Annotated in this window: 13 protein-coding genes; 8 read left to right on the top strand and 5 right to left on the bottom strand. The window is 60.6% G+C overall.

Annotation, left to right across the window (positions count from 1 at the left end; all coding sequences use genetic code 11):
• Nucleotides 1-150: 150 nt before the first annotated feature.
• Both lpdA and BMY73_RS25135 read right to left on the bottom strand, forming a co-directional pair.
• Nucleotides 151-1,551, bottom strand: a complete 1,401-nt coding sequence (lpdA, locus tag BMY73_RS25140) for a dihydrolipoyl dehydrogenase (protein WP_092410507.1) — start codon at nt 1,549-1,551, stop codon at nt 151-153.
• Between the two features lie 227 nt (nt 1,552-1,778).
• A complete protein-coding gene (locus BMY73_RS25135; protein WP_092410505.1) occupies nt 1,779-2,411 on the bottom strand; it encodes a CDP-alcohol phosphatidyltransferase in 633 nt (210 codons plus the stop codon).
• A 330-nt stretch (nt 2,412-2,741) separates the two neighbouring features.
• Between BMY73_RS25135 and hflK the strand changes: the two genes are divergently transcribed.
• The 5 genes from hflK to cfaB all read left to right on the top strand — a co-directional run bounded on the left by hflK (nt 2,742) and on the right by cfaB (nt 10,251).
• On the top strand, nt 2,742-4,703 hold the full coding sequence (hflK, locus tag BMY73_RS25130) for a protease modulator HflK (RefSeq protein WP_092410503.1): 1,962 nt from the start codon (nt 2,742-2,744) through the stop codon (nt 4,701-4,703).
• 11 nt (nt 4,704-4,714) lie between these two features.
• Entirely contained in the window at nt 4,715-5,770 is a 1,056-nt protein-coding gene (hflC, locus tag BMY73_RS25125) for a protease modulator HflC (protein ID WP_062379938.1), read from the top strand.
• Nucleotides 5,767-6,834, top strand: coding sequence for an SPFH domain-containing protein (locus BMY73_RS25120; protein ID WP_062379936.1), 1,068 nt, complete (start codon nt 5,767-5,769; stop codon nt 6,832-6,834). Before hflC ends, BMY73_RS25120 begins: the two co-directional genes overlap by 4 nt.
• On the top strand, nt 6,831-8,786 hold the full coding sequence (locus tag BMY73_RS25115) for a cation-translocating P-type ATPase (protein ID WP_092410501.1): 1,956 nt from the start codon (nt 6,831-6,833) through the stop codon (nt 8,784-8,786). The genes BMY73_RS25120 and BMY73_RS25115 overlap by 4 nt, the downstream gene beginning before the upstream one ends.
• Before the next feature lie 280 nt (nt 8,787-9,066).
• Nucleotides 9,067-10,251 carry a C17 cyclopropane fatty acid synthase CfaB gene (cfaB, locus tag BMY73_RS25110; RefSeq protein ID WP_062379932.1) on the top strand — a complete coding sequence of 395 codons (1,185 nt, stop codon included), beginning with the start codon at nt 9,067-9,069 and terminating at the stop codon, nt 10,249-10,251.
• A 184-nt stretch (nt 10,252-10,435) separates the two neighbouring features.
• Here the strand turns inward: cfaB and cls are convergent, their stop codons facing one another.
• The gene (cls, locus tag BMY73_RS25105; protein WP_092410499.1) at nt 10,436-11,875 is read right to left on the bottom strand and encodes a cardiolipin synthase; all 1,440 of its coding nucleotides are present in this window, start codon (nt 11,873-11,875) and stop codon (nt 10,436-10,438) included.
• A 174-nt stretch (nt 11,876-12,049) separates the two neighbouring features.
• On the opposite strand from cls, the gene BMY73_RS25100 reads away from it, so the two are divergent.
• A complete protein-coding gene (locus BMY73_RS25100; RefSeq protein ID WP_092410511.1) occupies nt 12,050-12,571 on the top strand; it encodes a DUF3617 domain-containing protein in 522 nt (173 codons plus the stop codon).
• A gap of 251 nt (nt 12,572-12,822) precedes the next feature.
• On the top strand, nt 12,823-14,067 hold the full coding sequence (locus BMY73_RS25095; RefSeq protein ID WP_092410497.1) for an N-acetylmuramoyl-L-alanine amidase: 1,245 nt from the start codon (nt 12,823-12,825) through the stop codon (nt 14,065-14,067).
• Between the two features lie 116 nt (nt 14,068-14,183).
• On the opposite strand, the gene BMY73_RS25090 is transcribed toward BMY73_RS25095, so the two are convergent.
• Nucleotides 14,184-14,561 (bottom strand): glutamine synthetase, encoded by a 378-nt coding sequence (locus BMY73_RS25090; RefSeq protein WP_371914998.1) that lies wholly within the window; start codon nt 14,559-14,561, stop codon nt 14,184-14,186.
• A gap of 101 nt (nt 14,562-14,662) precedes the next feature.
• On the opposite strand from BMY73_RS25090, the gene zigA reads away from it, so the two are divergent.
• Nucleotides 14,663-15,865, top strand: coding sequence for a zinc metallochaperone GTPase ZigA (gene zigA / locus BMY73_RS25085; protein ID WP_092410495.1), 1,203 nt, complete (start codon nt 14,663-14,665; stop codon nt 15,863-15,865).
• A 126-nt stretch (nt 15,866-15,991) separates the two neighbouring features.
• On the opposite strand, the gene BMY73_RS25080 is transcribed toward zigA, so the two are convergent.
• Nucleotides 15,992-16,363 (bottom strand): NADH:ubiquinone oxidoreductase, encoded by a 372-nt coding sequence (locus BMY73_RS25080; RefSeq protein ID WP_092410493.1) that lies wholly within the window; start codon nt 16,361-16,363, stop codon nt 15,992-15,994.
• Nucleotides 16,364-16,372: the final 9 nt, after the last annotated feature.

The following is a 16,372-nucleotide window of genomic DNA, read 5'->3' as shown; positions in this document are numbered from 1 at the left end:
CACGGCTCTGTGTCCAGACCGCAGACCTGTGGGAGCCGGCTTGCTGGCGAATGCGGTGGATCAACAACATCGATGGTGAATGACACACCGCCTTCGCTGCCCTCATAACCTCTGACGTCTCCTACAGGTTCATGGCGTGCGATTGCCGATTCAGGCCTGCGTCGTATGTCCACCCACAGCCATCGCAGCCTGGCGCAGCGCCTCGGAGCGAGTCGGGTGAGGGTGGCAGGTCAAGGCGACATCTTCCGCTGACGCCGCGAACTCCATCGCCACGCAGTACTCGGCGATCATCTCGCTGACGCTTGGACCGACCAGATGCACGCCCAGAATTTCGTCAGTCTTTTCATCGGCCAGCACCTTCGCGAAGCCATCGCTTTCGTGATTCACCTTCGCCCGGCTGTTGGCGCTGAACGGGAATTTGCCGACCTTGTACGCGCGACCTTCCTCCTTCAACTGCTCTTCGGTCTTGCCGACGCTGGCCAGCTCCGGCCACGTGTAGATCACATTGGGGATCAGGTTGTAGTTGAGTTCGCCTTTCTTGCCGACGATACGTTCCACGCACACCGCGGCTTCGTCTTCGGCCTTGTGCGCCAGCATCGGCCCCGACGTCGCATCGCCAATCACCCAGATACCGTCTACCGCCGTGCGATGGCCCTTGTTGGCGAGCACACCGCGTTTGTCCACTTCAAGCCCGACCGTTTCAAGGCCCAGCCCTTTCGTCACAGGACGACGGCCGATGGACACCAGCACGTAATCCGCTTCGATCACCTCCGCTTCGCCGCCTGCAGCGGGCTCGACGGTCAGGCTGACGCCGGTTTCGCTGGCAATGGCCGAGGTCACTTTCGAGCTGAGTTTGAAGTTCATGCCCTGACGCGACAGCGAGCGGTGCAATGTCTTGCCGGCTTCCAGGTCCGTGCCGTGGGCAACATGATCGAGAAACTCGACGACGGTGACTTTCGCGCCCAGACGCCGCCAGACTGAACCTAGCTCCAGACCGATCACGCCTGCACCGATGACCACCAGATGCTTGGGCACTTCACTCAACGACAGCGCGCCGGTTGAATCGAGAATGCGCGTGTTGTCGATGGTCACGCCGGGCAGCGGCGTGGGCTCGGAGCCTGTGGCAATGATGATGTCCTTGGCGGTCAGTTCGGTTTCCGCACCGCTTGCGTCTTTGACGATGACCTTGCCGGGGCCTGCAATGCGTCCCCAGCCCTTGATCCATTCGGCCTTGTACTTGCGGAACAGGAACTCGATGCCTTTGGTCAGGCCCATCACGCTTTCGGCTTTCTGCGCCATCATTTGGGCCAGGTTCAACGTGGGCGTGACCTCGATACCCAGCTTCTTGAATTCCGCGCCGGCTGCCGCTTCGTATAACTCGGACGCATGGAGCAAGGATTTGGACGGGATGCAGCCGACGTTCAAACAGGTGCCGCCCAGGGTTTCACGGCCTTCGACACAGGCCACCTTCAAACCTTTCTGGCCGGCGTGAATGGCAGCGTTATAGCCGCCAGGGCCGCCACCGATGATGACAACGTCGTAGTGACTCATGAGCACGCTCCTGAAGGAAGAATCGACAACGGAGGGAAGCGTAGACCGCTCTCCGAAAATGTCCCGGAGGATCCAGGATCGATTAAATTACGCTCATAATATTTGTCTGGATTGTATGTGAGGTCAAGCATTGACTTTCAGAAGGCAACCCGCTGCGGAAGAGTTTTGAACGGGGTCTGTGGATAACGTGTTTGCAGCTTGTGTGTAAAGCTGTTGAAACAGTTCGCTCAGTTCGATAGATCAGCCTTCGCAGCTGCAGGTTTGGTCACTTCCGAGACGGCACGACGAATGCGGATGATGATGGTGATCAGGAGCAGGACGGTCATCACCGCAAGGGCAATATTGATCGGCGCAGTGAGCACATAGCCGGAGCCGATTCCCGCACCGAAGATGCCAAAGCACACCAGGCGCATGTCACTTTTCAGCGGCCCGTCCTGGCGCCTCGATGCCTTGATCAGCGGCCCGAGCAGACCCGCAAATTCACTGAAGATTGCCAGCAAGGTCACCGTCATGACCAGCAGAATGCTGACCTTTGGAATGACCGCAAACGGTAGAAACAGCGCGGTTTCGGCCACGATACGGCTGAGTTCGTGGGCACAGGTGCCGAGGCGCGATTGTTGTCCGAACTCGCTGATCAACACCGCTTCGACCGCATTGAAGAGCATGCGGATCAGCATCCAGATCGGGATCAGGACAAAGATCCAGAGATGAAAGGCGAACGCCGCGACGAGCACGCCGACCGCCACCGAAATGAGTCCTGCGCACGACGTCACATGGATGGCGCGCACGCCGTCATCGAACAGGATTTTGGCTACCGGATGCAGGCGTTTTTGCAGTGCGCTCTTGAGAGGGGTGAGCATGATCGCAGGCAAACTCCCTGTGGATAACTTGCTCGGAGCTTAGTGCAAAGCTTTAGATTGTGCAGGGGTGGTGTGCTGGCGTTTTGCTGAGTCCCGGGGAAAGGACTGCGTGCTGAAAGGTCGCGAGGCCTGTACCCAGCGGGCTAACCTGTCTGCGGGCTGTCTGAGTGAATAAATCGTCATGCAGGACAGCAATTACCGGACAAAAATTTCACCACTTCTGTTATATCGTAACGCCCCGTAAAACTGTGTTTCGGCTTGTTGATAAGCAGGCCCACAAACGAACGGGAAGGGTGATGACTACAGCGTTCAGCAGGTTCTGGAGTGTCGATGCGGGTTGATCTGGATGTTGAAGGGGCTGAGCCGACGGGCCTGCCGAGGTTCCAGCGTGCGGGGATTCAGGTCAGACGCCTGTCGCGACTGACCTACGTGCTGGGCGCGATGGGTGTGCTGGGTCTTGTGGTATCGCTGTTCGTCGATCTGTTTTCCCCCAATTCCCTGTGGACCGCGGTGCTGACCAACGGGGCGGCGAGTCTGCTGGTGCTTGCGGCGGCGCTGCAATCAGCGCAGGTCGTTGCGCTTTGGCGCGCCCGTATCATGGCGCCCGATGAAGTCGTGATCGCAGTCGATGAGCTCGCCGAGACAGAGGAGTCTGGTTGGTATGACCGTCTGCTGGGGCGCATCGGCGGTGCGGGAACCTCGATGGTGGGGCAGATCGGCGCGCCGGTGTTCTGGCTGGCGGGTTGGGCGCTGCTGGCGCTGATCAGTATTTCGATGATCTGGAACATGGCGCTTGTCGGCACCTCTGTCGGGCTGACGGGGAGCGTGGTCGGTGGTTTGTTGCTGCTGATCGGCTTTGCTCTACTGGTGCTTGAGCGTCAGCTCAGCAACGAATCCGAAGCGAGCTGGCCCGAGGCCGAGCAGTTGGCGCAGATCAGCCGTGTGGCCATCGGTACGTTGCTGATTGCCGCGTTCTGTCTGTTCTTTTCTTCGGCGGACCGCGTCTGGCCGGCCCGACTGGCCGTGCTGATCGGGTTACTGCCGGGGCTGGTCGCCGTCGAGCTGTTGATCCGTGCCTTGCTGTCGATCTTTAGCCCGCGCAACGATCGGCTTGAGCCGCGTCTGGTCGCCAGCAGCTTCGTTGCCGGCTTGCTGCGCTGGCCCCCGCGTCCGCTGACCGCGTTGCAGAACGAGCTGCACAACCGCTTCGGCATCGACTTGCGACAGATCTGGGCGTTTACCTACATGCGTCGGGCATTTCTGCCCGTGATGGCGGTGATCGTTGCCCTCGGCTGGGCGCTCAGCGGTGTACACGAAATCCCGATGCAGGGCCGAGGCATCTACGAGCGTTTCGGCAAACCGGTCGAGGTCATGGGACCTGGGCTTCACGCTGGGTTGCCGTGGCCGTTCGGGACAGTGTTGCCAGTCGAGAACGGCGTGGTTCACGAATTGGCGACCAGCGTCTCCGAAGGCGCCAGTACCGAGCAGACGCTGGATCCCGCCGAGGGTCCGCCGCCTGCTGTCGCCAACCGACTGTGGGACGCCACGCACATCAATGACAAGTCGCAGGTGATCGCCAGCGGCTCGGGCGACAAGCAGAGCTTTCAGATCGTCAACATGGACGTTCGCTTCGTCTACCGAATTGGCCTGGACGACCCGTCTGCCATGGCCGCGACGTACAACAGCGCTGACATCCCCAGCCTGATTCGCAGCACCGCCAGCCGCGTGCTGGTCCACGATTTCGCGTCGCGCACTCTGGATGAATTGCTCGGCGAACAACGCACTGACCTTGCGGCCGACATCGGCAATGCCGTCGCGCGCGACTTGAAAAAGCTCGACAGCGGGGTGGAGATCCTCGCCACCGTGGTGGAGTCCATTCACCCACCGGCGGGGGCGGCTAACGCTTATCACGCCGTGCAGGCCGCGCAGATCAGCGCGCAGGCATTGATCGCCCGTGAGCGCGGCGCGGCGGCGGATCAGGCGAACCTGGCGCAGCTGCATGCCAGCATCGCCCACGATCAGGCTGCAGCCAATTCACGGGAAGTCATGTCCACGGCCCAGAGTGCCGACCTGCGTTTCAGCGCTGAACGACAGGGTTATGCCAAGGCCGGTCAGGCGTTTCTGCTGGAGCAGTACCTGAGCCAACTGACGCTGGGCATGACCCACGCCAAACTGCTGGTGCTTGATCATCGCCTGGGCGGCAGCAGCGCGCCCACCATCGATCTGCGTTCTTTCACCCTCCCGGTCGACCCCGCGTCGTCCAAGTCAGCTGAACAGCCTTCGGCTGAATAAGGAGTCCTCTCTTGAGTCTGTTTCATAACCACGATCACCACGACCATGCGGGTCATGACCACGGCGGCCACGGTCATGGCGGTCATCATCATGGGCATCACCATCACGGTGAAGCGTCTGGCCCGGCGGGCTTTCCTTGGCGTCGGGCGTCACTGGCGGCCGTGCTGATTGCGTTTGCCGTGGCCGCTGCGAGCCTGGTGCAGGTGCGTTCCGGCGAGGCGACGGTGGTGACTCGCTTCGGTAATCCGTCTCGCGTATTGCTCGATCCCGGCCTGAGCTGGCGCTGGCCCGCGCCGTTCGAAGCCGCGATTCCCGTGGACCTGCGCCTGCGCACGACATCCAGCGGCTTGCAGGATGTCGGCACCCGTGACGGCTTGCGCATCATCGTTCAAGCCTACGTCGCCTGGCAGGTGCAGGGCGATCCCGACAACGTGAAACGCTTCATGCGCGCCGTGCAGAATCAGCCCGATGAAGCGGCCCGCCAGATCCGTACCTTTGTGGGGTCCGCGCTGGAAACAACGGCGGCGAGTTTCGACCTGTCGAGCCTGATCAATACCGACGCCAACCAGGTGCGTATCGCCGATTTCGAAGACCAGCTGCGTCAGCAGATCGACAAGCAGTTGCTGACCACCTACGGCGTACGCGTCCTGCAGGTGGGGGTTGAGCGTCTGACGCTGCCCTCGGTGACGCTCAACGCGACGGTCGACCGCATGCGCGCCGAGCGTGAGACCATCGCCACCGAGCGCACGGCCATCGGCAAGCGTGAAGCCGCGCAGATTCGTTCGGCTGCCGAGCGCGATGCGCGAATCGTTGAGGCAGATGCCGCCGTGAAGGCCGCCGATATCGAAGCCCAGTCTCGTGTCGAAGCTGCGCTGATTTACGGCCGCGCCTACGCCAGCTCGCCGCAGCTGTACAACCTGCTGCGCTCGCTCGACACCCTTGGCACCGTCGTGGGCCCGACCACCAAGCTCATCTTGCGCACCGATGCTGCGCCGTTCCGTGTGCTGGTAGACGGCCCGCCCCAACTGGACGGGAAGCAGGACGGCAAGGCTGGAACGCAGCCATGAGTGAGCAGGAGTCGACGCAGGTCGAGCGTCCGGTGGTGAACAGCCCGTGGTTGCAGGCCAGCCGGTTGGCGTTCTTGGGGTTGTACGTGGTCACGTTGCTGGCCGCGCTCGGCTGGGCAGTCTCCAACGTGCGGCAGATCGACCCGCAAAACCGTGCCGTGGTGTTTCGCTTCGGCGAGCTTGATCGGGTCCAGAATGCGGGCCTGTTACTCGCGTGGCCGCAACCTTTCGAACAGGTCGTGCTGCTGCCTTCGGCTGATCGGGTGATCGAGCGGCATGTGGAAACCTTGCTGCGCTCGCCCACTGCATTGGCGGCTGACAAGGTCACCAGCTTCGCCACGCCCATGAGCGATGCGCTCGCGGGCTCTGGCTATCTGCTGACAGGTGATGCCGGTGTCGTGCAACTGGATGTGACGGCGTACTACAAGGTGACCGATCCTCGTGAATTTGTGTTGCAGGGCGAGCATGTGTTGCCAGCGCTGGACCGTCTGGTCAATCGCAGCGCCGTCAGCCTCACCGCAGCGCGGGATCTGGACACGATTCTGGTCGCGCGGCCTGAATTGGTAGGCTCGGACAGTCAGTCGGCCGAGCGGCGCGAGCGACTGCGTGGCGATCTGGTGCAAGGCATCAACAAGCGCCTCGATGAGCTGACCGCCACCGGCGTCGGCCTGGGTGTGGAGGTGGTGCGAGTGGACGTGCAATCCAGTCTGCCCGCCGCTGCCGTGAACGCGTTCAACGCTGTTCTGACCGCCAGCCAACAAGCCGATCAGGCGGTGGCCAACGCGCGCACCGATGCGGAAAAAGCCAATCAGACCGCGAACCAACAGGCCGATCGTACCTTGCAGGTCGCTCATGCACAGGCGTCCGAACGTTTGGCCAAGGCACAGACCGACACCGCTGCTGTGACCGGTCTGGCGCAATCGATCCAGAACAAGAGCGATCCTGGCTTGCTGCTGCGCATTTACCGCGAGCGTGTGCCGGGCATTCTCAAACAGGCCGGTTCTGTCACCACGGTCGATCCCCACGACGATTCACGCCTGATCATTCAGGGAGCCGACAAATGAGTGGCGAAGCTGTACACAACCACGCTGATGAGCACGCGCACGACCACAACGACTCACCCGCGCCGGGCAGCATGCTGACCAGCAAAGAACAGCGCAGCGCCGCTCGCCAACTGACGCTGGCGATGCTTGCGTTGGGGTTGTTGGCGTTGGGCCTGGTCTGGCGTTTCTTCGCGCCCGAGCAAGTCGGCGTCAGTCAATTATTGCTGGGCGCCGCGTCGTTGCTGGTGGCGATTCCGGTGGTCAGCGCGGGCTGGCACAGCCTGCGCTATCCCAGCCTGCACGGCATCACCGACCAACTGATCGCGTTGGCGATGCTGGGCGCCTGGGCCACGGGGGACCTGATGACCGCTGCCTTGCTGCCCATCATCATGATCTTCGGTCATGTGCTTGAAGAACGCAGCGTGATCGGCTCTCAGGAGGCGATTCAGGCATTGGGGCGTTTGACCCGTAGCCACGCGCGTTTGATCGCCGCCGACGGGTCGATCCGTGAGGTCGATAACGGCTCGCTGGTGCCGGGTGATCGGGTGGAGGTGCGCGCGGGTGACCGAGTGCCGGCCGACGGTCTGGTGATGTCCGGACAGGCCAGCCTCGACACAGCACCCATCACCGGCGAGTCGGTGCCGCTGGAAGCGCGTGCAGGCATGGAAGTGTTTGGCGGTGCGATCAACCTCGACGGCCTGTTGCGCATCGAAGTGACGCGCATTGGTAACGACTCGACGCTGGGCAAGGTCATCGCCCTGATGCAGAACGCCGAACGTTCCAAGCCGCCGATTACGCGCCTGCTGGAGCGATATGCCGGCAGCTACATGGTGCTGGTGTTGCTGATCGCGGCCGTCACCTGGTTCATCACCAATAACGCCCAGGCGATGCTCGCGGTGCTGGTCGCCGCGTGCCCCTGTGCGCTGGTGCTGTCGGCGCCCGCGACGGCCATTGCCGGCATCGCAGTAGCGGCGCGGCACGGCATCCTCATCCGCAGCTCGGCGTTCCTTGAGGAGTTGGCCGACCTGACATCCCTGGTGGTCGACAAGACCGGGACGCTCACTTACGGCAGCCTGCGGTTGCAGTCGATACAGGCCGAGGAGGGCGCGGGCGAGGACGTGGTGGCGCTCGCGGCGAGCCTGGGTTCTGCGAGCAGTCATCCGGTCAGTCGTGCGCTCGCCGGGCTGGTGGAGAAAGATCATTTAGCGGCGCTGGAGGACATTCGCGAGCGCCAGGGCCTGGGTGTCGTTGCGCAGACGGCCCGAGGCGAAGCGGCATTGGGGCGTCCCGAGTTATTCGCGCAATTGGGTATTCCGACGTCGCCGGTTCCCAACCATGACGGGCCGATTGCCGGGCTTGCAGTCGATGGGGTGTTCCTCGCCTGGCTGCTATTGGCCGACAGCCTCAAACCTGAGGCGCGGCATGCATTAGGCGAGCTGCGTGAGCTCGGCATGGGGCGACAGGTGTTGCTGACCGGTGACCGCCAAAGCGTGGCCGACAGCCTGGGACGCGAGGTGGGCATCAGCGACATTCATGCGCAGGCGCTGCCTGAAGACAAGCTCAACCGCGTCATGGGCGAGATCAAGAACGGCTTTCGACCGATGGTCGTTGGCGATGGCATCAACGACTCGCTGGCCTTGAAAGCGGGCGTGGTGGGTGTCGCCATGGGCGCGGGCGGGGCCGATATTGCGCTGGCGTCCGCCGATATCGTTCTGATCGGCAGCGACCTCCGTCGCCTGGGAACCTGCGTGCGTCTTAGCCGGCAGTGCCGACACACGTTGCAGGTCAATGTGATCATCGGCCTGGGCTGGACCCTGGCCATCGTTGCCTTGGCGGCGTTCGGCGTTCTTGGTGCTGCGGGCGCGATGATCGCGGCGGTTTTGCACAACCTCAGCACCTTGCTGGTCCTTGGCAATGCCGGCCGTCTGTTGCGTTTCCACGAGCCGATCGCAAAATTTCACAATCCCGCGTAGGCCTTTGTATTCGGCGCTTTCGCTGAGAGCGCCGGGTTAGACGCCTTGGCTAAGTATAAAAATTCGCTTGAGCTTTGAAGCACTCTGTAACAAATTACCCTACAGTCAAGAAGAGGGTGCTCCATCGCAGGCTTCAAGTTGGCTAGAACTCCGGGGCGCATGGAAGTACCCGCATTCAGGTTCACCGTCGTCATTCAAAAAGCCGATTGCCTGACGGTTCCTACGTGGAACCGGTTTTGGACTACCCTTTTCCGTGTTCCTGGATCAGGGGGTTTTCTAAATGCTCGCGCAACTTCCACCGGCGTTACAGAAGCTTCATCTACCATTGCGACTCAAGCTTTGGGACGGCAACGCGTTTGATCTGGGCACTGATCCCAGTGTCACCATCGTCGTCAAAGACCCCTCACTGGTTTCCGATTTCTCGCACCCCAGCCTCGATCTTCTGGGCAGCGCGTTCGTGGAAGGGCGGCTTGAGCTCGAAGGCTCGATCAGCGAGGTCATGCGGGTTTGCGATGAATTGACCGCCGCGCTGGTGGACGAGGACGACGATGTCGTTCCAGTGCGCACCGAACATGACAAGGAAACCGACGCCAAGTCGATCTCCTATCACTACGACCTCTCCAACGCCTTCTACCAGCTGTGGCTGGACAAGGAGATGGTCTACTCCTGCGCTTATTTCAAAACCGGCGACGAAACGCTGGAGCAAGCGCAGCAGGACAAATTTCACCACCTGTGTCGCAAACTGCGCCTCAAACCGGGCGAGTACCTGCTCGATGTCGGTTGCGGATGGGGCGGCCTGGCACGCTTCGCAGCACGCGAGTACGGCGTGAAGGTGTTTGGCATTACCTTGAGCCGCGAGCAGTTGGCGCTGGCCCAGGAGCGCGTGAAAGCCGAAGGTCTCGAAGACCGGGTCGAGTTGCAGCTACTCGACTACCGCGACCTGCCGCAAGATGGCCGGTTCGACAAGATTGTCAGCGTCGGTATGTTCGAGCATGTCGGTCACGCGAACCTCGAACTGTACGCCAAGTGCCTGTTCGGTGCGGTGAAGGAGGGTGGCCTGGTGATGAACCACGGCATCACCGCCAAGCACACTGACGGTCGTCCGGTAGGGCGTGGCGCGGGGGATTTCATCGACCGCTACGTATTCCCCAACGGCGAGCTGCCGCACCTGTCCATGATCACCGGGTTCATCAGTGAGGCCGGGCTGGAGGTGGTCGACGTAGAGAGCCTGCGTCTTCACTACGCCAGGACGCTCGATCACTGGAGCATGCGTCTTGAAGAGAAACTGGACGTGGCGGCGGCGATGGTGCCGGAGCAGGCGCTCAGGATCTTCCGACTTTATTTGGCGGGATGTGCATACGCGTTCTCCAAGGGCTGGATCAACCTGCATCAGATTCTGGCGGTGAAGCCACGCGCCGATGGCAGTCATGATCTGCCGTGGACGCGGGACGATCTGTACGCGTGAAGCGATTGCCGGTGGTGGCGTCTTCGAGATCGCCACCGTCGGCAAGCCGAATAGCCACACACCTCTCACCACACATTCTAGGCGCGCGCTTGCCGGCGATAGCAGTGTGATAAATACGTCACAGGCATATCGAAATCGCCCGGATGCGGTCCAGAACAGGCGCGCTCCTGCAGTTGTCTGGCTTTCACAGGATCGGTGAAATCAACCGCGCAACGCGCATCCCCAGTTGCTGCAGGTGATGGGTTTCCTTGCTGTCCTCCATGGAAATTTCAATGGCTTGCGCAAAGTCATCGCTGAGCATGGCTTCGACTTCCCGGGCGAAATCCTCGTCCACGGTCAGCAGCATCAATTCGAAGTTCAGACGGAACGAGCGGTTATCCAGGTTGGCGCTGCCGATCGCGGAGATTTCGTTGTCCACCAGCACGACCTTCTGGTGCAGAAAGCCCGGCTGATAACGGAACATCCTCACGCCTGCGCGGACCGCTTCAAAGGCAAACAGGCTTGACGCTGCATACACCGTGTAATGGTCGGGTCGCGACGGCAGGAGCAGGCGTACATCGACGCCTCGTAACACGGCCAGACGCAGCGCTGCCGACACGGCTTCATCCGGGATGAAGTAGGGGGTCGTGATCCAGACACGTTGCGTTGCCGCGTGAATGGCTTCGACGAAGAACAGCGAGCAGGTTTCCTGCGAGTCCGCAGGTCCGGTCGCAAGGAACTGACACAGAACCCCATCCTCAGGGTAGCTGTCAGGCAGGATCAGTGGCGGCAGTTGTCGTGTCGCCCAAAACCAGTCCTCGGCAAACGACTCCTGCAAGCACGCCACGACCGGACCAACGACCGCGACATGGGTATCGCGCCATGGCGCTAGCGGCGGTTTGAGGCCGAGGTATTCGTCTCCGACGTTGTGTCCACCGACAAAGCCCTTCACCCCGTCCACCACGACGATCTTGCGGTGATTGCGGAAGTTGATCTGGAAGCGATTGAGCCAGCCGCCGCGGGTGGCGAAGGCCTTGATCTGCACGCCGCCCGCCCGCAGTTTTTCCACATAACGGGCAGGCAATGCGTGGCTGCCGATGCGGTCGTAGAGCACAAAGATTTCGACACCCTCGGCGGCCTTCTCCAGCAGCAGCGCTTGCAGCCGTTGGCCGAGGCCGTCGTCATGAATGATGAAAAACTGCACGAACACCACCCGCTTCGCGGCGCGGATCGCATCGAAAATGGCGCTGAATGTGGCGTCACCGTTAATGAGCAGTTTCACCTCATTATTGGCGAGGCAGGGCATGCGGCCCAGCTTGGGCATCGCACGCAGCGATTCGTACGCGTCCGAACGCCGGGCGGCGACGGCTTCTTCGATCCACGGCTTCCAGTTGAAGTCGACGATGGCATTGCGCATCTCATTGTTAGCCTGGCGTCTGGCCTTGATGTAAGCGTCGAAGGTGCTGCGGCCAAAGACGAGGTAGGGAATCAGGGTGATGTAGGGGATGAAGATAAGCGGCATCGCCCAAGCGATTGAGCCCTGTGCGGTGCGCACGGTCAGCAGCGCATGAATCGCTGCTACGATGCCCAGCAGATGAGTGAAACCCAGCAAATAGCCAAAGAAATACGGGCTGTGATAATCCATGCGCAACCTTGTGCTGTAGGCGTCTCGGGTGTCTAACAGACCACAGTACGCAAGGATTGTCGCTATTTTATTGGGGCTGCAACTGGCGGCCCGATTCGTCGTCTAACCCTCATCGTCAGCCGGCCTGAAAGGGCCGTGTTCAAACTGCTTCTGAGCAAAAAGGAAATCAGGTTCATGAAAAAGCGCGTATTGGCGTTGATGGTTTGTCTGGCTGCGCCCTTCGCTCAAGCGCAAGTGCTGCAACCCGGACTCTGGGAGCTGACATCGAGCAACATGCAGGTCGATGGCCAACAGATGCCCGACATGCAAGTCATGCTCGCCCAACTGCAAATGATGGCCCCACAGCAGCGTGCGGCTATGGAACAAATGCTGGCAAAACAAGGGATTACGTTAGGCGGGCAGGGTGTCCGGGTTTGTCTCACGCCGGAACAGGTGAAGAATGAGCAGATCCCTCTGACTGACCCCAAGACGGGATGCACGCAGCAAATCACTGAGCGCAATGGTCCGACCTGGAAATTCAAGTTCAGCTGTCCGCGTGCCCAGGGGACCGGCACGGCGCAATTCCTCAGCGATCGCGCCTTTAACACCCATGTGATTGGCTCGTTCAACGCCACCGGTCAGCAGCAAAACGGAAGCATGGACACCAAGGCGGTGTGGCTGGGGCAGAACTGCGGCACCGTAAAACCGAGGACCTGATAGGACCGTTTGTCTGAACGCCCCGCCTGTCGGGGCGTTTGTTTATGTGGCGCGCACGACTCGCTCATGTTCCACGTGGAACATCTTCTTGTTTCACATGAGTTTTTTGTTCTTAGCCGTTGATTTACGTGTCTATTTCTTTCCGTTCTTATAAAAAGCTTCATCTTTGAGCGCTGGTCGGCATGTTATATTGTTACCAAGAATGTCATGTCTATCAGAGCCGGGATGCTCGCTTTTCTACGGAACGTGTCATGCACCGACGTCAAATGCTGCTCAATATGCTTTTGGCCAGCGCCGCCTTCGCGCTTCCTTTTTCTGTCAATGCCACTCAAATTCGCAACGCCCGACTCTGGCGTTCTGAAAACAAGGTACGACTGGTGTTCGACCTCAGTGGCCCTGTTCAGTACAAAACTTTCACGCTCAGCGCGCCGGACCGCATCATCATCGATGTCAGTGGCGCGCGGCTGGAGGGCAATTTCCCCGAGTTGGCACTGGAAAATACACCGGTCAAGTCCATCCGCTCCGGCCATTTCGGGCAGGGTGACACACGCATCGTGCTGGATCTGACGTCGCCTGTGCAGCTCAACAGCTTTCTGCTGGGACCTGAGGGTTCGCAGGGCAATCGGCTTGTGGTGGATCTGGGACACGACGTAGCCGCGCACACGCCGGTGGCACTCGCGGCCGCGCCGGCGGCACTGGTTAAAGAGCCGCCTGCTCCTGTCCTCGACAAGCATCATCCCAAGCGCGACATCATGGTGGTGGTCGATGCCGGACATGGCGGTAAAGACCCCGGCGCCATTGGCTCCAAAGGCGAGCGGGAAAAGGACGTGGTGCTGTCCATCGCTCAACTGTTGGCCAAACGACTGAAGCGTGAGAAAGGCTTTGACGTGCGTTTGGTACGTAACGACGACTTTTTCGTGCCGCTGCGCAAGCGAGTGGACATCGCCCGCAAATACAACGCAGACATGTTTATTTCCGTTCACGCGGACGCTGCGCCAAGGCTGACGGCGTCCGGCGCATCGGTGTTTGCGCTGTCTGAAAATGGCGCAACTTCCGCCACTGCGCGATTCATGGCTCAGCGCGAGAACGGCGTCGACCTCATCGGGGCGACGAGTCTGCTCAATCTGAAAGACAAGGATCCGATGCTGGCGGGCGTGATCCTCGACATGTCGATGAACGCCACGATTGCTGCCAGCCTGGAATTGGGTCACACCGTGCTCGGCAGCCTGGAAGGCGTGACCACGCTGCACCAGAAGCGTGTGGAGCAGGCGGGGTTCGCGGTGTTGAAATCACCGGATGTGCCGTCGATCCTGGTCGAAACCGGCTTCATCTCCAACAGCCGCGACAGCCAGCGCCTGGTGACCGCCCGTCATCAGCAGGCCGTGGCCGATGGCCTGTTCGACGGCATGAAGACCTACTTCGAACGCAATCCACCCGCAGGCTCGTTCATTGCCTGGCGGCAGGCGCAGAAGGCCGCAGAACAGGCGGTCGTCTGACCTGAAGCAGTCCTTTGCAGGATCGCGCTTGCCCGAGAGATCTGTACACACGATGCACTTCGGTCGTCTGTACGTAAGTCATCGGGCAAGCGCGCTCCTACAATGTCCGTGTTCATTCAACGACAGCCCATCACACGATCACAGGTGATCTTGCTCCGGCTGCCACTGGAGCTCGACACCCGGCTGATCGTCGTCCAGCCGACTTTGCGGATGTATCCTGCCCACGCCTCGCCATCGGAGGCCAGCCCTGTAAAAAATGTCATCGATCCATACCGGCTGTTGGTCTGCGCCCAGCGGCGTTTGTTCGCGCTTTCGTAGCCGCGCAGGTACATCGTCGTGCCTGCCATCGCCACGCTGTAGCGATTGTCGTAGGCGTCGACGCACGCCAGTAGCGTTGCGCTGCGCGTACACAGCGCCTGTGTGAGTCGAGGCGACGGCGGGGCAGCGAAAACCTGCGCGCTCAGCAGCAGCAAAAGCCCTATGAATACTCTCAAGACACCGACCCTCGAAACGAACGTGTAAAAAGTGTTAGCAGGTTTGTATTGTTATACTATAACGTAAAAACCATCTGAACCTGCTACGCGATGAGACGCCTATGAACCGCCTTCCCGTTACCGTCCTGTCCGGCTTTCTTGGAGCCGGCAAAAGCACGCTGCTGAATTATGTCCTGCGCAACCGCGAAAACCTGCGCGTCGCCGTCATCGTCAACGACATGAGCGAAATCAATATCGACGGCAGCGACGTGCAACGTGATGTCAGCCTGAACCGTGCCGAAGAAAAGCTCGTGGAAATGAGCAATGGCTGCATCTGCTGCACCCTGCGCGAGGACCTGCTCGAGGAGGTCAGCCGTTTGGCCAACGATGGCCGCTTCGACTACCTGCTGATCGAATCCACCGGGATTTCCGAACCGCTGCCGGTTGCGGAGACGTTCACGTTTCGCGACGAGTCCGGACAGAGTCTCGCGGATATCGCGCGCCTTGACACCATGGTGACGGTGGTTGATGGCCTTAATTTTCTCCAGGACTTCCAGGCGGCTGAGAGCCTGGACAGTCGTGGCGAAACCCTGGGCGAAGACGACGAGCGCTCCATCACCGATCTGCTGATCGAGCAAGTGGAGTTCGCCGATGTGATCCTGATCAGCAAGATTGATCTGATCAGTTCGAGCGAGCGGCAAGAGTTGATGGCGATCCTTAAACGGCTTAACAGCCAGGCAGAGATTCTGCCGATGGTGATGGGCGCGGTACCCCTGGGCAAGATTCTCGACACCGGCCGGTTTGATTTCGAGCGAGCGGCCCAGTCTCCGGGCTGGCTCAAGGAACTGCGTGGGGAGCACACGCCGGAAACCGAGGAGTACGGCATCGCTTCCACGGCTTATCGGGCGCGTCGACCGTTCCATCCGCAACGGTTCTTTGACTTCATCAATCAACCATGGACCAACGGGAAGCTGCTGCGCTCCAAAGGCTTCTTCTGGCTCGCGAGTAAATATCAGGAAGCGGGAAGCTGGTCACAGGCGGGCGGCTTGATGCGTCATGGCTTTGCGGGCCGCTGGTGGCGTTTCGTCCCCAAGGCACATTGGCCGCAGGACGAGGAAAGTACGCAGGTGATCATGCGCAACTGGCTCGCACAGACCGGGGATTGCCGTCAGGAGTTGGTGTTCATTGGCCAGAACATCGACTTCACCCAACTGACGGCCGATCTGGACAGCTGCCTGCTGACCGATGAGGAAATGGCGATCGGCGTCGAGGGCTGGAGCCAACTGGCCGATCCATTCGGCGACTGGTACGGCGACGCGGCTTAACGCATTGCACATTGTGGGGGCGAGCTTGCTCGCAAAGAGGCCAGTCCATTCACTGCTTTTTTTCGCCTGTAGGTCACCCTTCGTGAGCAAGCTCACTACCACAGGTCTGTGTTGTGTCAGCAGGGCTCACCGGGCCTTCCACACACCTTGGCTTTGCTGCTCGCAAAATGGCTTGAGGAACGCAGCATCGCTGGCCACGCCGTAATAGTGAATGTTCTGCCGATAGGGCATATTGGCGACTTGCGCGTTGCTGCATTGGCCGAATGAGCCCGAAGGGCAGTGTTCCACGTAGGTGACCTCGACCTTTTGGTCCTTGAGCTGCGGTTTGCAGAAGCCGTCGTGAAAAAGGTCAGGCGGGATGTTGAGATTTTCCTGGCAGACCTTCACATCCAGCCGCTCGGCCTGGCTGTGAACCACACAGGACTCAGCCCACGCCTGATTCGACGCCATCGCCAACAGCATCAACGCCAGCCGCACGGGCAGCCAGATCGCTCGCATCGATTACCT

This window comes from Pseudomonas sp. NFACC02 (assembly GCF_900110765.1).
Classification (GTDB): Bacteria; Pseudomonadota; Gammaproteobacteria; order Pseudomonadales; family Pseudomonadaceae; genus Aquipseudomonas.
The sequence above is the reverse complement of the archived record's forward strand: the minus strand, read 5'-3'. Positions and strand labels throughout refer to the sequence as shown.

Bases quoted from the DNA above. Each gene is read 5' to 3' on its own strand.
- lpdA (WP_092410507.1), bottom strand. From the start codon at position 1,551: ATGAGTCACTACGACGTTGTCATCATCGGTGGCGGCCCTGGCGGCTAT.
- BMY73_RS25135 (WP_092410505.1), bottom strand. From the start codon at position 2,411: ATGCTCACCCCTCTCAAGAGCGCACTGCAAAAACGCCTGCATCCGGTA.
- hflK (WP_092410503.1), top strand. From the start codon at position 2,742: ATGCGGGTTGATCTGGATGTTGAAGGGGCTGAGCCGACGGGCCTGCCG.
- BMY73_RS25120 (WP_062379936.1), top strand. From the start codon at position 5,767: ATGAGTGAGCAGGAGTCGACGCAGGTCGAGCGTCCGGTGGTGAACAGC.
- BMY73_RS25115 (WP_092410501.1), top strand. From the start codon at position 6,831: ATGAGTGGCGAAGCTGTACACAACCACGCTGATGAGCACGCGCACGAC.
- cfaB (WP_062379932.1), top strand. From the start codon at position 9,067: ATGCTCGCGCAACTTCCACCGGCGTTACAGAAGCTTCATCTACCATTG.
- cls (WP_092410499.1), bottom strand. From the start codon at position 11,875: ATGGATTATCACAGCCCGTATTTCTTTGGCTATTTGCTGGGTTTCACT.
- BMY73_RS25100 (WP_092410511.1), top strand. From the start codon at position 12,050: ATGAAAAAGCGCGTATTGGCGTTGATGGTTTGTCTGGCTGCGCCCTTC.
- BMY73_RS25095 (WP_092410497.1), top strand. From the start codon at position 12,823: ATGCACCGACGTCAAATGCTGCTCAATATGCTTTTGGCCAGCGCCGCC.
- zigA (WP_092410495.1), top strand. From the start codon at position 14,663: ATGAACCGCCTTCCCGTTACCGTCCTGTCCGGCTTTCTTGGAGCCGGC.
- BMY73_RS25080 (WP_092410493.1), bottom strand. From the start codon at position 16,363: ATGCGAGCGATCTGGCTGCCCGTGCGGCTGGCGTTGATGCTGTTGGCG.